Origin of the sequence: Streptomyces sp. NRRL S-118 (assembly GCF_000716335.1) — a bacterium.
Lineage (GTDB): Bacteria > Actinomycetota > Actinomycetes > Streptomycetales > Streptomycetaceae > Streptomyces.
The window spans coordinates 107,328-121,973 of sequence record NZ_JOBL01000099.1; the positions used below are offsets into that span (position 1 = coordinate 107,328).

A 14,646-nucleotide genomic window follows, 5' to 3' on the forward strand; every position below is an offset into this window, starting at 1 on the left:
CGGACACGGGAGGCGCTGCGCTCGGAGGGGGGTGCAGCGCCTCTCGCATGTGCGGTCACGGCTTGGGCGGGACCGCCGGGATGCCGAGGAACGGGAGCTTCAGGGCCCCGAAGGCTTCCGCCGGGACCGCCGGGGACTTGGGCTCGACCGGGGCCAGGCGTTCGTACGCGACGCCCTGCGCCGGGCGGGGGTCCTCCTCGCCCTTGTTGGGCCAGAACGACATGGCCCGCTCCGCCTGCGCCGTGATGGTCAGGGACGGGTTCACCCCGAGGTTCGCGGAGGCGGCCGCGCCGTCGACGACCGAGATCCCCGGGTGGCCGTAGAGGCGGTGGTACGGGTCGATGACGCCGTCCTCCGCGGACGCGCCGATCACACAGCCGCCCAGGAAGTGCGCGGTGAGCGGGGTGCCCATGAGCTCGCCGACGTTCGAGCCGGCGAAGCCGTTGATCTCCTCGGCCAGCAGGGACGCGGCGCGCGTGCCCTCGGGGATCTGCTTCGGGTTGGGAGCGCCGTGGCCCTGGCGGGCGGTGAGCAGGCCCTTCCCCAGGCCGTCCCGCTTGCGGTACGTGGTCAGCGAGTTGTCCAGCGACTGCATGACCAGCCCGATGATGGTCCGTTCCGACCAGCGCCGGTTGGACAGCGAGCGCATCGTCAGCAACGGGTGGCGGGCCACGTTGCCCAGCCAGGCCCGCACCCGCCGCTCCGCGTACGGCACCTGGAGGATGGACAGCGAGCCCATCGCGTTGGAGCCCTTGCCGTAGCGGACCGGCTCGATGTGGGTGTTGGCGTCCGGGTGGATCGACGAGGTGATGGCCACGCCCTGCGTGAAGTCCACCCGGCGGTGGCCGTGGCGCTTGCGGTAGCGGCGATCGGTGGTCTGCGAGCCGACCAGGGCCTCGGAGTTGGTACGGGTGAGCTCGCCGAGGCGGGAGGAGACCCGCGGCAGCTTCCCCTCGTCCTTCATCCGGTGCAGCAAGGTCTGCGTGCCGTACGTGCCCGCGGCGACGACCACGTACCGGGCCCGCAGCGTCCGCGGCGCGGACTTGCGGCGGCGGTGCGTGGGGACGGTCGAGACGGCGTAGCCCCGGCCGGAGGGTGCTTCCGTGATGGCGGTGACCGTGGTCATGGGGTGGATGACGGCCCCGGCCTTCTCGGCGAGGTAGAGGTAGTTCTCGGTGAGGTTGTTCTTCGCGCCGTGCCGGCACCCCGTCATGCACTCGCCGCACTCGGTGCAGGCGCGGCGGGACGGGCCCGCGCCGCCGAAGTAGGGGTCCTCGACCTGCTGCCCCGGCTTGGCCTTCGCCGTGCCGTCGGCGTCCTTGCCGTCGCCGAAGAAGACCCCGACGGGCGCCAGGTGGAAGGTGTCGCCGACGCCCATCGCCTCGGCGGCGGCCTTCAGGTGCACGTCGGAGGGGGTCATGGTCGGGTTGAGCCGTACGCCGAGCATGCGCTTGGCCTGGTCGTAGTACGGGGCCAGCTCCGCCTGCCAGTCGGTGATGGACGCCCACTGCTTGTCCTGGAAGAACGGCGCGGGCGGTACGTAGAGGGTGTTGGCGTAGTTGAGGGAGCCGCCGCCGACCCCGGCGCCCGCCAGCACCATCACGTTGCCGAGCAGGTGCACGCGCTGCAGCCCGTACAGGCCGAGAGCCGGGGCCCACAGGTAGTTGCGCAGGTCCCAGGAGTTCTTGGGGAGCGTCCGGGAGGTGAAGCGGCGGCCGGCTTCCAGGACGCCGACGCGGTAGCCCTTCTCGGTCAGGCGCAGGGCCGAGACCGAGCCGCCGAAACCGGAGCCGATGACGACGACGTCGTAGTCGTACTCGTGGTCGTCGTCACCGGGGACGTGGCCGGCGACGTGCGTGGCGTCGTCGGTGTCGGTCGGTTTTTGGGCAGGGGGGACCTGGGACATGGACTCTCCTCGTACCAAAAGGTGCTGAAACGGGCGGTCGCCGGGGGCGTGCGGCGGCTCCGGGCTCCTGGCGGCGCCCCTAGCGGAAGCGGAGCGCCTTCATCAGCCGCAGGCTGCGGCTCATGAACTCCGCGTACTTCTCGTCGTCCATGCCGAACGAGGGCGCGAGCGGCATCAGCCGCTGCTGCGCCACCGTCTGGGCCTCGGTGTACTTGAGGATGCCCTCGGAGCCGTGCCGGCGGCCGAGCCCGGAGTCCTTCATGCCGCCCATGGGCGACTGGACGCTGCCGTACGCCGGGGCGTACCCCTCGTTGATGTTGACCGTGCCGGTGCGCAGCTTCGCGGCGATCTCGTGGCCGCGGCGGCCGTCCTTCGTCCAGACGCTGGCGTTGAGGCCGTACGCGGTGGCGTTGGCGCGCTCCACGACCTCGTCCTCGTCCCTGAAGCGGTAGAGGGAGACGACCGGGCCGAAGGTCTCCTCGGCGCACACCGCCATCGGCTCCTGGACACCCTCCAGGATGGTCGGCTCGTAGAACAGCGGGCCGATGTCGGGACGGGCGACGCCGCCCGCGACGACCGTGGCGCCCTTGGCGACGGCCTCCTCGACGTGCCGGGTGACGGTCTCCAGCTGCCGCTCACCGACCAGGCAGCCCATGTCGGCGCCGTACGCGAGGGAGTTGCCGAGCCGCATCGCCTTCGTACGGGCGGCGAAGCGCTCCACGAAGTCGTCCGCGATCGACTCGTGCACGTACAGCCGCTCGATGGAGATGCAGAGCTGTCCGGCGGAGGAGAAGCAGGCGCGGACGGCGCCCGCGGCGGCCTTCTCCACGTCCGCGTCGTGGAGGACCAGCATGGCGTTCTTGCCGCCCAGTTCGAGGGAGACGCCGACCAGCCGGGCGGCGGCGCCCTGGGCGACCTCGCGGCCGGTGCGGGTGGAGCCGGTGAAGGAGACGTAGTCGGCGTGCTTGACGACCTCGGGGCCGACGACCGGGCCCTCGCCGAGGACGACCTGGAAGACCTCCGCCGGGAGTCCGGCCTCCACGAGGAGGTCGCGGGCCCACAGAGCGGTGAGCGCGGTCTCGGTGTCGGGCTTCATGACGACCGCGTTGCCGGAGACGAAGGCGGGCAGCGCGTCGCCGACGGACAGCTCCAGCGGGTAGTTCCAGGGCGCTATCTGGCCGACGACCCCGCGCGGCTGGCGCAGCTCGGTCACCTTGGTGAGCGTCGGCACGACACCGGTGTGGCGCTTCGGCTTCAGGTACGCGGCGGCGCGGCGGCCGTAGTGGCGGGCGGCGACGGCGACGGCCTGGACCTCCTCGTGGGCGTGCAGCCTCGCCTTGCCCGTCTCCAGCTGGATCAGGTCGAGCACCTCGGCCTGCCGCTCCAGCACCAGGTCGTGGAAGCGCAGCAGGACGGCGGCGCGGGCGCGCACCGGCATCGCGGCCCATACGGGCTGGGCGGCACGGGCCCGCGCGAACGCCTCGGCGACGTCCTCGGGCGTGGACTCCGGCAGCTCCGCCAGCTGCTTGCCGGTGAACGGCGAGTGGTTCGCGGTCCGGCCGGAGCCGACGACTCCTCGGGTGAGCTGGGCGACCACCTCGGGCGTGACCACGTCGGCGGCGGTGCGCGCACCGGCCGGGGCGGGCGCCACCGGGTTCGTACCGATCGGCTTCGCACCGTCCGGCTTCGTACCTGCGGGGGCAGCGGGGGCGGTCTGCGCGTTCGTCGTGGAGCCTGCCGTGGAGTCCGTCGTGTCGGTCATGGGGGCGAGGGTATTCGGAATGACACCCGCGCGGTACCCGCCGGTAACAGCTTTTCACCGACCACTCACACCACGCCAGTGAACGCTGGCAAATAAGCCCTGATCAGGGCTGCCGCACCCGGAACGAGTCCAGCACGGTGTCGAAATGGCGCTTGAGCTCATCGAGGCGCGCGAGCGGCGCCGAGACCCACACGCTGTACGTCCGGCCGCCCTCGTCCCAGCAGATGTCGTACGTGCGCCGGGGGCCGCCCTGCGCTCCCCGGGCGGCAGGGAAGCCGTCCCAGGTGAACTCGCGCAGCGCGGCGGGCAGACCGTTGTACGTGGTGGGGGTGACCTTCGCCGCGCGGTAACCGGGGTTGTCGACCGGGCCGTCGGCATGGGAGCGGCGCATGGCCGCGAGCGGGCCGCCCGTGACGGGCTGCCCGATGCGGACACCGATCCGCACCGCCCGGTCGGGCGACATGTAGTAGACGCGCTTGCCGTCGGTGCTGCGGAGGTACCCCTCGGGGACGATCAGCGAGAAGCCGCCCGGGTCCACGACGGCTCGGTACCCGGCGGGAACCGGCGTGGACCGGGTCGGGGCGGGGGCCGGGGCCGGATTCCGGGTCGGCGAAGGGGCGGGGGCGGGGGCGGCGGAGGACGTGGGTCTCTCCTGGGGGGAGGCGGTGACCGTCGTCACGGGCGGCACGGCGTGGCTGCCGCCGCGGTTGTTCACGAGGTCCTCGCGCACGAGGAGCAGGGCCGCCCCGCCGGCCCCGGCAAGGGCGGCGGCGAGCACGACGGCGGCGATGACGGGAGTGCGTGCCGGGCTCCGCGCCGGCTGCGTACGGGTCCGGGTGGTGGGGGACGTGGCGGCAACGGCGGCCGTGGCCGCGGTCGTTCCTGCCGCGACTCCCGCGGTGGCGGCCCTCACGGCGGCCACCGTCGCGGCGTCGGCCGCGGCCGCGGCGGCCCCTGGGCCTGGTCCGGGTCCGGGTCCGGGTCCGGAAGAGGATGCGGTCGGCGCCGGCGCGGTGGGCTCGGTCGGGTCGCGGGGGTCGGCGGGGGCGGACGGTACGGACGGGGGTGCCGGTGCCTGCGGCGTGGCCCGGGTGGACGGCGCGTACGGAGCGGACGGAGCGGACGGATGTGATGGGCCGGCCGGTGACGACGGGTCCGACGGGGTGGCCAGGGCAGTCGGGTCCGGAGGGGCGGACGGGTCCGGAGGGGCGGACGGAGTGGGCGCGGCGGATGACGGCGGCGGGGCGGGGGCGGCCGGTGACGCGTACGGGCCGTCAGAGGCCGGGCCGGCCGCGGTCGCGGCGTCGTCGTCGTACGGCGCACGAGGTCCGTACGGCCCGTACGGCTGGTACGGCCCGTACGGTTCGTACGACTCGTAGGGCTCGTACGTTTCGGAGGAATCAGGGGGCTCGTGCGCCCGCGACGACTCGGAGGCCCCGTACGGCTCCTGTCGCTGCGAGCGCCGGGACGGCCAGGGGAGCGAGGAACGCGCGGAGCGCCCGGACCTCTCGGGCCGCTCGGGGTCCGGGGGGCGCCGCGATGGCGGGAAGTGCTGGGACTCCTGCTGCTCCTGGGATGACGGATGGTCCTGGGACCGCTGATGCTCCTGCCCGGCGTCCTGGGACGGCTGCCGGCCCCGCGGCGACGACTCCTCCGGCTCGGAGGCGGCTCTGGGCGCGCGGTTCCACCGGTACCGCTGGCCCCCGCGATCCCTGCGGCCGGCCCGGCCGGCACGACCGGCGCGCTCGGAACGGTCGGCGCGCTCGGAACGGTCGGGGCGGTCGGCGTCGGGGCGGTGCCCGGGGTCCGGCCGGTACAGCGGGGTCGTCCCCGTGACGACGTACGCCTCCAGCAGCCGCTCCGCCTCCGCCGCGCGCATCCTGCGCTCCGGGTCGCGCTCCAGCAGCGCCCGTACGACGGGGAGCAGCGGTCCGGCCGCCGCCGGTGTCCTGACGTCCTCCTCGACGACCGCGTGCAGCACGCCGCCCAGCGAGTCCCGGTGGAACGGCGACTGGCCCGTCAGCGCCGCGCACAGCAGCGCGCCCAGCGACCACAGGTCCGTCTCCGGCCCCGCCTGCGCGCCCTGCATGCGCTCGGGGGCGGTGTACTCGGGGGAGCCGACGAACATCCCCGCCTCGGTGAGCGTCGTCGCACCTGCCAACTGTGCGATGCCGAAGTCGGTGAGGACGACCCGCCCGGTGCCGTCCTCCAGCAGGACGTTGGCCGGCTTGAGGTCCCGGTGCAGCACCCCCAGGGCGTGCGCGGCGCGCAGCGCGCCCAGCAGGGCGAGTCCGATGCGCGCCGCCTCCGTCGCGTCGACCGGGCCCCGGAGCGCCAGCAGTTCGGCGAGGGAGACGCCCTCGACCAGCTCCATCACGATGTAGGGGGTGCCGTCCTCCTCGACCACGTCGTGGACGCAGATGACGTTCGGGTGGTGCACGCGGGCGACGGCACGTGCCTCACGCAGCGAGGAGTGCGGGGCGGTGCCGGCGTCGACGTGGATCTCCTTGACGGCGACGCGGCGGCCGAGCAACTCGTCGAACGCCCGCCAGACGGTTCCCATGCCGCCGCGGCCGAGCCGGGATTCGAGCCGGTAACGACCGGCGATCCGCCGCTGCTGTCCCAGTCCGGACACGGCACATCCCCTCTGCTTGCGCCGAGGTCACTCCTCGGCGGGACGCCAGCCGCGCAGCACGGTGTCGAACTGCTTCCGAGTGGTCGTCCAGTCCTCGGCCGGAGACGACATGTACAGCGCGTACTCGGTTCCGTCGTCCGTGTAGTACACCTGGTCGATCGCGTGCCGCTTCCCCGGATGGTCCTTGGTCTCCACCCAGGTGAACTCCCACAGACAGGATTCCAGTTGATCACGGAACGTGTTCGCTTGCAGCTGCTTCCGTGCATACTGGGGCAGCCGTTTCTTGAGCCCTTTCTCGATGTCGAGCATGTGCAGGCACGGGGTTTCGAAGTCCGGTGCCGGATCCTTGCTGATCCGGATGCGGTGGCGGCCGTTGTCGGGGGTGTAGTCGATCTGGTTGCCGTCCAGGCGGCGCTTCCACCCGCGCGGCACGAAAAGGCTGAAACCCTCCGGATCCTTGACGCGTTCCCAGCCGTCCGGCACGGACGTGGCCACCGAAGGATCACCGGTCGAGGTCCGGCCCGACGGGTCGCCCGCGAGCGTGCCGTCGCCGCCGTACAGCGTCACGACGAACCCCGCGGCGCTGCCGACGACGGCGGCGAGCGTCACGACGAGAGCGGCCATGCGCCACCGGGGCACGCTCCCCGCGTCCTTGCCCGTCGCGGTCGCGGCGGGAGCGGCGCCTGAGGCCGGAGAGGCCCCGTGGGCGTGTGCGTCGTCCGCGGCAGCCGCGCCCGCGCGAGCATGGCCCCCGTCGGCGGAGCTGCCGCGAGCGGCGGCCCTGCCGGAGCCGGAGGGCCCGCCCGCGTCACCGCCGGCCGCCTTCGCCTTCCGGGCCCCGCCTGCCGCCCCCTTCCCCGTGCTGCCTGCTCGGACCGCTCCGCTCGCTTCGGCGTCGGCGTCGGCGTCGGCACCGGCGTCGGCTTCGCCATCGGCGCCCGAACCGGTGCCGGTCCGGGCCTTGCCGGGGCCGGAGGCAACGCTGTCATGCCGCGTCGAGGCGCCCGCGTCCTCCAGGACCTTCGTCGCCGCCGTACGGTCGGCCTCGTCCACCCGCTGCGTCGGCACGTACGCCTGGGCCGCGGCCGGCGTGCGGCCCTCCATGGCCTCCAGCAGCATGCGCTCGGTCTCCGCGGCGTCCGGGCGGTCCGCCGGGTCCTTGCGCAGCAGCGCGGTGATGACGGGCTCCAGCGCCCCGGCGTACCGCGCCGGTTGGGGCTCCTCCGTCACCACGGCCTGCATGGTGCTGATCGGCGACGAGCGGCGGAAGGGCGAGGTGCCCTCCACCGCCGCGTACAGCGTGGCTCCCAGCGACCACAGGTCGGATGCGGGCCCGGGGCGGCCGCCCCGTACCCGCTCGGGCGCCAGGTAGTCGATGGACCCGACGAGTTCTCCGGTACGGGTGATGGTCGAGTCGCCCTCGATGGCGGCGATCCCGAAATCGGTGAGCAGCACCCGGCCGTCGCGAGCCAGCAGGACGTTGCCGGGCTTGACGTCGCGGTGGAGCACCCCGGCGGCGTGCGCGGCCCGCAGCGCGCCCAGCACGTGCAGTCCGATGCGGGCCGCCTCGCGCGCCTCGATACGGCGGTTTTCGGCCTCCTTGGCGGCGTCGGCGAGGGAGGGACCGTCGACGTACTGCATGACGATCCAGGGGCGGGCGTCGTGCTCCAGCACGTCGTGGACGGTGACGACCCCGGGGTGGCTGATGCGGGCGGCGGCGCGCGCTTCCTTCTGTGTACGGGCGTGCAGGACGACCCGGTCCGCCTCGGAGACGTACTTGCCCGCCGTCAGTTCCTTGACGGCGACGGTCCTGTGCAGGACTTCGTCATGGGCGCGCCAGACCTTGCCCATGCCACCGCGACCGATGCTTTCGGCCAATCTGTATCGCCCGGCCAGTACCAGACCCGCAGCCGTGTCCTTGGAGTGTTCCACTTGCCCCCGCCCGTTGCTCAGGAGGCCAAGGTTACGGAGGGTGGTGACCGGGGCGAAACCTCGGGGGCGCCACGGAGACCTCTCCGTGATGCGGACTCAGCGGGTGACGCGGTAGGCGGTGACGGCCTGTTCGTAGATTTCGGTCACCTTGTCCCGCTGGCCGTCCGGGCCGATGACCTGGATGACGTGGTAGCGGCCGTCGACCACGAGGGCGAGGTTACGGACGTACACCTCACGGCCGTTGGTGTCCTGCCAGGTGAACTGACCCTCCGCCATCACCTGCTGTCCGACGTCGACGCGGCGCATTCCGGTGACGGACGCCCAGGAGGAGTCGCGCCACGGCTGCAGCTCACGCTCCTTGGAGCGCTGGTACTCCAGGGGGTCGCTGCCGTTGGCCTGCACGGTGTCACGGCCGGGGACGACGACGAGCGCGTAGTCACCGCCCGTATAGCGGACCTGGCCCACGTCGTTGATGGGGCTGCGCCGCCACGTCGCGTCCACACCGATCCGGAACCCCTCCGGGTCCTCCTTCAGCACGTAACCGGCGGCCAGGGCGGGCGCGGTCGGCGTGTCGGCGTTCGGTGAGGGAGCCTGGCTGGCCGGCCCGGTGGCCGAGGCGGTGGGCCGGGACGGGGCGGTGGGACCGGTCGTCCCCGGGGCGGTGGCGGGCGGCTGCGGGGCACCATGGCCGCTCGGCCGGCGGTCCTCCGTCCCGGCCTTGGGCATGAACAGCACGGCGTACGCCACGGCCGCGGCCAGCGCGAGCAGGATGACGATCAGGAGCGTTCGCCCGAGCGCCTTGGGTGCCCGGCCGACAGCGGGCGCCCGGGGGTGTTCCCGGGGGACGCCCGTGTGCTCCCGGGCCGCTCTCGGCCCGCGGGCGGGCTTGGGCTTCTTGTGGCGGTGGCGCCCCTGGACGGCGGCACCGCCGCGCCTCTTGCGCACCAGTTCGCCGCGGCGGCGCACGATGGGCAGCCGGGTGTCGTCGACGACGGACGGCATCGGGACGACGGCGGTGCCCGCGTCCGGCTCCGGCGCCGAGCGGATGAGCGAGCGCAACCAGCCGCGCAGTTCCTCGAAGTCGGGGCGCTCGGTGGGGTCCTGGCGCAGCAGCGACTCGACCACGGGGCGCAGCGGGCCGCACTCCTCCGCGTACGCGGGCGGCTCGGCGCACACCATCTGCACCAGCTCGGCGGCGCTCTCCTCGGGGTACGGCGCGTGCCCCTGCACGGCGCGGTAGAGGAGCGCGCCGAGCCCCCACAGGTCGGTGGCGGGAGTGATGGGCGGTGCGAGCTGCCAGTTGCCGTGCACGGGACCGGCCTGCTCGGGGGCCCACCGCTCGGTGACGGCTCCCACGACGGCGATCCTCGTCTGGCGGGCGCGCTCGGCCGCCAGCGGTGTCGCGGGACCGCGGTACGGGGCGGCGGGACGCCCGGCCGCGACGACCTCGTCCCAGCTGCCGGAGCCTGCTGCGTGACCGGACTCGCCACCGGATCCGGGATCGGACCCTGTACCGGGGCCGGGGCCGGATCCGCGGCCGGTTGCCGGCTCCCGCGTCTGCCCGGGCACGCGCGCGTGGCGCTGGGCGTCGGCCTTGAGCGCGGCGGGGTAGGCGGGGACCGGGCGCCGGTCGACACCGCTCCCGGACCCGGACCCGGCGCCGTGACCGGAGCCGCGTCCGGGGGTTCCGCCGGCCGGTACGGGGCCGTGGTCCGGGCCGTCGTGCCACGTGCCGGTCAACAGGGCGCGCGGCGCCTCGCCGTCGTGGCCGCCGTCCTCGTCCTCGTCCTCGCCCTCGGTCTCGTCGTAACCGCCGTCGTAGGCGGGCTGGGCGGGTGGCTGGATCCCGGGCCGGGGCCACGGGTTCTGCTCGTACCCGGCGGGCAGGGTCCCCCCGGGCGGCAGGGCGGCGGCGGCACCGGCCTCGTCGGCGCGGGCGGCGGCGCGCACTCCGGCGCGGTACGCGGCGATGGCCCCCGCCCGGGGTGACCGCACGTCCACCGCGGAGGACCTGCCCGGGTCCGCGCCGTACGCGTCCGACGCGGCCTCCGCATCCGCCGCGTACCGGTCGGGCCCGTGCTGATCCACCCCGTAAGGGCCGGAGGAGTCGGTTCCGTACGGGCGTGTGCCGTACGGCAACGCGGGGCCGGCCCCCAGGGCCGGGCCACGGCCGGAACCGGTGCCCGGATCGCCGTGGTCGTCCGGATCGCCGTAGCCGTCCGGATCGATGTCCGGGCCGGCGCCGGGGCCGGCTTCCGCCCGCTCGGTTTCGTCGTCCGGCTGCGGCACCGGCACGTAACCGCACAGCGCCTCTTCCGCCGCGCCCGCCGCGAGGCCCGTCAGGACGACCCGCCCGTCGTCGCAGACGAGCACCGTGCGGGCGGTGATGTTGCGGTGCACCCAGCCGTGCGCGTGCAGGGCGCGCAGGGCGGTGAGCACGTCCGAGCCGATCTCCGCGGCCCGGTAGGGGTTCAGCGGGCGCTCGGCGAGCAGGGCCGCCAGCGGGCGCGCGGCCACCAACTCGCTCACTATCCAGAGCGATCCCGCCTCCGCGAACACGTCGAAGACCTGGTCCAGGCGCGGGTGGTCCGGGATCTGGGCCGCGGCCTGTGCGGCCTCGATGGCCCGCCGAACGGCCGGGTCACTGGGCCGCCGCGTGGTCCGTCCGGCCGCCGCCCTGCGCGGCGCCGCTGCCGTCGACGTGTGCCCCGACGCGCCGGAGGAACCGTACGTACCGTACGTACCGGCCGTACCGATCGCCCCTTCGGCGTCCAGCACCTCGGCGTCGACGACCTCCGGCAACGGCAGCTGCCGGATGAGGACCTCCTGCCCGCTGTAGGTGTCGAAGGCGCGCGTCTCGACGAGTTCGTACTCGTCAGAGGGCGGCAAGGGCAGGCGGTAGCGGTCGGCGAGCACCCTCCCCGCATAGTCGTCCACGACGCCTCCCCACGAACGTGCTGTCCCCCCGGTCCCACAGATCGTACGTAACCGTCATATTCGGTCAATGCTCGTACAGTTATTCACCGATCCGGCTTCGTACGGTCCACGAGCTCTCACGATACGTGGCCCTGGTCAGTCCTTGGGGCTGAACGTCGCGAACGCCGTCTTCCGCAGCGTCGTGCACTCCGCGCCGTCCCACTCGTCGGACTTGCAGGTGATCATGATCGAGTAGCCGTGCTGGGCGTCGACCTTGAATCCCCTGTTGAGGACCCATACCCGCTGACCGGCCTGGTTGCGCTCGAATTGCCAGTCGGCGACGGTCGGGTAGCCGTTGTAGTCGACCTTCTTGATGCCGTGGTGCGTGTAACCGCTGCTGGTGGCGGCCACGGCGGCCTGGGCGGCGGTCCACGCGGCGGCGGCGTCTTCCTTGGGGCTGCCGTTGAAGTCGACCTGCACCCGCGGGAACCCGCCGTTCACGCTGAATATCCCGCCGGAGTTCTGCCCGGCTACGCCGGTCATGCGGAAGTTCGACGGCATGGCCATGGAGAAGTGGAACCGGTCGTTCGTGACCATCGTGTAGCCCGGCGGCAGGGCGGCGCCGTTGCCGGTGCCGCCGGAGGCCTTGCCGGTTCCGTCGCCGGTTCCGGTGGTGGTCCCGGTGCCGGTGCTCGCGCCGCCGTTCTGCTGCCCGCCGGTGCCCTGGTCCCCGCCGCTCGCCCCGGCGCTCTGTCCGCCGGAGCCGGGCTGGGCTCCGCCCTGCGCCGCGCCTCCGCCCTGCTGCTCGCCCTTCCCCTGGTCGCCGCCGGTCGCGCCTGCGGACGCCGCCTTGTCGCCCTGGGCCGTGCCCTTGCCGTTGGCGCCCGGCTTGTCGTCCCCGCCGAAGGCGAAAGCCAGGACCGCGGCGACCACCACGAGCACCGCCACCACCGCGATGACGACGAGCGTGCGGCGCGGCACCACATCCGTGAGCGGCGCCCGCACCGGCGCCTGAGCGCTGGACTTCGGCTGCACCGGCGGCTTCGGCCCGGTGTCCTGCTTGGCGGCGGCGTTACGCACGGAGCGGAGGGCGCCGCGCACCCGCTCGGCCGCCGCGTCGGCCGCTTCCCTGGCCTTCTCGGCCGGCGCCGGCGGCAGCGGCACCACGCGCGTGGCCTCCGGCGACGGCTCCGGTACCGGCGGCACGACGGGCGGCTCGGGCGTGTGGATCACGTCGTCGAGCAGCACCCGGGCGCCCGCGTCGTCGAGCCGCTTCACGGGATCCTTGTGCAGCAGGCCGTAGATGACCTCCTCCAGCGGCCCCGCGTTCTTCGGCGGGTCGAGCTGCTCGGTCATCACGGCGGTCAGCGTCGCGATGGCGGAGCCCTTGTCGTACGGAGGGCAGCCCTCCACGCACGCGTAGAGCAGGCCGCCCAGCGACCACATGTCCGCCGCCGGCCCCGGCTTGTGGCCGCGGGCCCGCTCCGGCGAGATGTACGAGGGCGCGCCGACGAGCATGCCGGTGGAGGTGATGGACGGGTCGCCTTCCACCTGGGCGATGCCGAAGTCGGTGAGGACGACACGCCCGTCGTCCGAGATGAGCACGTTGGACGGCTTCACGTCACGGTGGAGGATGCCCTCGCGGTGTGCGGAGCGCAGCACGTCGAGGATGGCGAGCCCGACCTCGGCGGCGCGCCGGGGCGTCAGCACGCCGTCCTCGCGGATGACGTCGGCGAGCGACTTGCCCTCGATGAGCTCCATGACGATCCAGGGGCGATCGTCCTCGTCGACGACGTCGTAGACCGTCACCGCACCGTTGTTACGGATCCGCGCGATCGCCTTGGCCTCGCGGAGGGTACGCGTGATGAGGCGGCGCTTCTCCTCCTCGTCGATGCTGCTCGGGAAGCGGAGCTCCTTGACGGCGACGGTCCGGCCGAGCGTCTCGTCCACGGCCCGCCAGACGGTGCCCATGCCGCCGCGTCCGAGCACCGCACCAAGCCGGTACCGCCCGGCCAGCAGCCTCCCTTCGGTCGTCGTGGTCGTCGCGGCGGCGCCCGCCGAACGGCCGGCCGAGGGGGCGCCAGCAGAGGCCCGGTCCCGGCCGGTACCGCCGACCGGACCCTTCCTGCCGGTGCCGGCGCCAGGGCTGCCGGTACCGGTGCCGGTGCCGGAAGCCGCCGGAGCGGCTGGGGCGGCCGGAGCGGCGCCGGCTTCGGAGCCGGAACGGCCCGTGCCGCTGGACGTCGGCTTCTTCAGCGTCGCGCCGGGAGGCGAGCCCGCCGACTGCCCGGCGTCCTCCCGGCCCTTGCCCGTCCGAGCCCCGGGCACGGCGGGCTTGGCAGCGGAAGCCGCTGCGTCGGAACCGGACGACTCGGGCGATGCGGGTGCGGCAGAAGAGGTGGGTGCGGCAGGCGAGGCGCCGCCGTTACGCGTCCCCGACCGGGCCGCGGGAACCGGGGGCTGCGCGGCCGACGCGGCCCGCCCGCCCTGTTCGCCGCTCTTCTCGTCGCTCTTCGTACCGCCGTGCTCCACACCGCTCCCGGCGACGTCCGCTCCGGCGTCGCCGTCCCGCTCGGCGTCGCTCTTCACATCACTCCGGGCATCACTCTTGGCGTCACGCTTCTCGTCGCTCTTCACGCCGCTCTTCGCGCCACGCTTCCCGTCGCTCTTCACGTCGCTCTTCGCGGCGTCCGCTCCGGCGGTCCCGTCCCGCTTCACGTCCTGCTCGACGCCCGACTCCACGGCCGCACCCTCGCCCGTCCTGACATCGGACTTCCCGTCCGGTCCTGCGACCGGCGAGACGCCCACCCCGTGATCCGACGTACCGCCCGGACGGCTCCCCGCACCGGCCGACGCTCCGTCAACCACCTCGCCGGCCCGTCGGGCTTCCGGCGTCGCGCTCGACACGACTCCGGCCTTCGCACCCGGCGCCGCGTCCCGCTCAGCCTCCGACGCTGCCTCCGACCCTGCCTTCGAGCCGACATCCGCTCCGGTCTTCGATCCGGTCTTCGATCCGGGGTTCGGCCCGGACCGGGACCCGGCTCCGGCCGCTCCGGACGTGGCATCGGCCCCGGCCACCGACCCGGCCTCGGGCTCGCCATCAGACGCGGCACCGGGCTCGACAGGGGGCTGCACGGCCGGCTCCCCGTCCGGTCCGGTGCCCGACTTCATGGCGTCCCGCTGAGGTTCCCGCGCCGCGTCCCGCGACTGCTCCGCTCCCGACATGCGTCCCCTCTGCGATCCCTGAATCCTCGCCCGCGCCTGCCGCTTCCCGCGCGATGCGGTAACCCGCCCTGGAAGAGCGTCCATTGTCCCTCACTCCGGGACCGGCGGTTCTCCCGGGTCCTGCGTGCGTCAGGATGGCCCCCGAGGAAGGGACACGTGCCATGCGAACGACCAGGATGCGACGGGCTGTCGTGCTGGTCACGGTTCTCCTCGGAGCGGGCGTCCAGTCCTTCTCGGGGGCCCCCTCCCCCCCACCCCCCCCCCCCCCCC

General features: G+C 73.9%; 6 protein-coding genes. All 6 read right to left on the reverse strand.

All coding sequences use genetic code 11. The features are described 5' to 3' along the window. Nucleotides 1-55 precede the first annotated feature (55 nt). Nucleotides 56-1,906, reverse strand: coding sequence for a GMC family oxidoreductase N-terminal domain-containing protein (locus IH00_RS0100500; RefSeq protein ID WP_031068263.1), 1,851 nt, complete (start codon nucleotides 1,904-1,906; stop codon nucleotides 56-58). A 79-nt stretch (nucleotides 1,907-1,985) separates the two neighbouring features. Beyond that, the gene (locus IH00_RS0100505; RefSeq protein ID WP_031068266.1) at nucleotides 1,986-3,668 is read right to left on the reverse strand and encodes a succinic semialdehyde dehydrogenase; all 1,683 of its coding nucleotides are present in this window, start codon (nucleotides 3,666-3,668) and stop codon (nucleotides 1,986-1,988) included. 103 nt (nucleotides 3,669-3,771) lie between these two features. Then, entirely contained in the window at nucleotides 3,772-6,303 is a 2,532-nt protein-coding gene (locus tag IH00_RS39695; RefSeq protein WP_420710842.1) for a serine/threonine-protein kinase, read from the reverse strand. Between the two features lie 27 nt (nucleotides 6,304-6,330). After that, nucleotides 6,331-8,235, reverse strand: coding sequence for a serine/threonine-protein kinase (locus IH00_RS0100525; protein ID WP_031068268.1), 1,905 nt, complete (start codon nucleotides 8,233-8,235; stop codon nucleotides 6,331-6,333). Between the two features lie 96 nt (nucleotides 8,236-8,331). After that, nucleotides 8,332-11,172, reverse strand: a complete 2,841-nt coding sequence (locus IH00_RS0100530; RefSeq protein WP_031068271.1) for a protein kinase — start codon at nucleotides 11,170-11,172, stop codon at nucleotides 8,332-8,334. A 135-nt stretch (nucleotides 11,173-11,307) separates the two neighbouring features. Next, entirely contained in the window at nucleotides 11,308-13,893 is a 2,586-nt protein-coding gene (locus IH00_RS0100535) for a serine/threonine-protein kinase (RefSeq protein ID WP_234334715.1), read from the reverse strand. Nucleotides 13,894-14,646 lie beyond the last annotated feature (753 nt).

What these genes read in the sequence shown, in the direction of transcription:
- IH00_RS0100500 (WP_031068263.1), bottom strand. Translation starts at nt 1,906, where the DNA reads ATGTCCCAGGTCCCCCCTGCCCAAAAACCGACCGACACCGACGACGCC.
- IH00_RS0100505 (WP_031068266.1), bottom strand. Translation starts at nt 3,668, where the DNA reads ATGACCGACACGACGGACTCCACGGCAGGCTCCACGACGAACGCGCAG.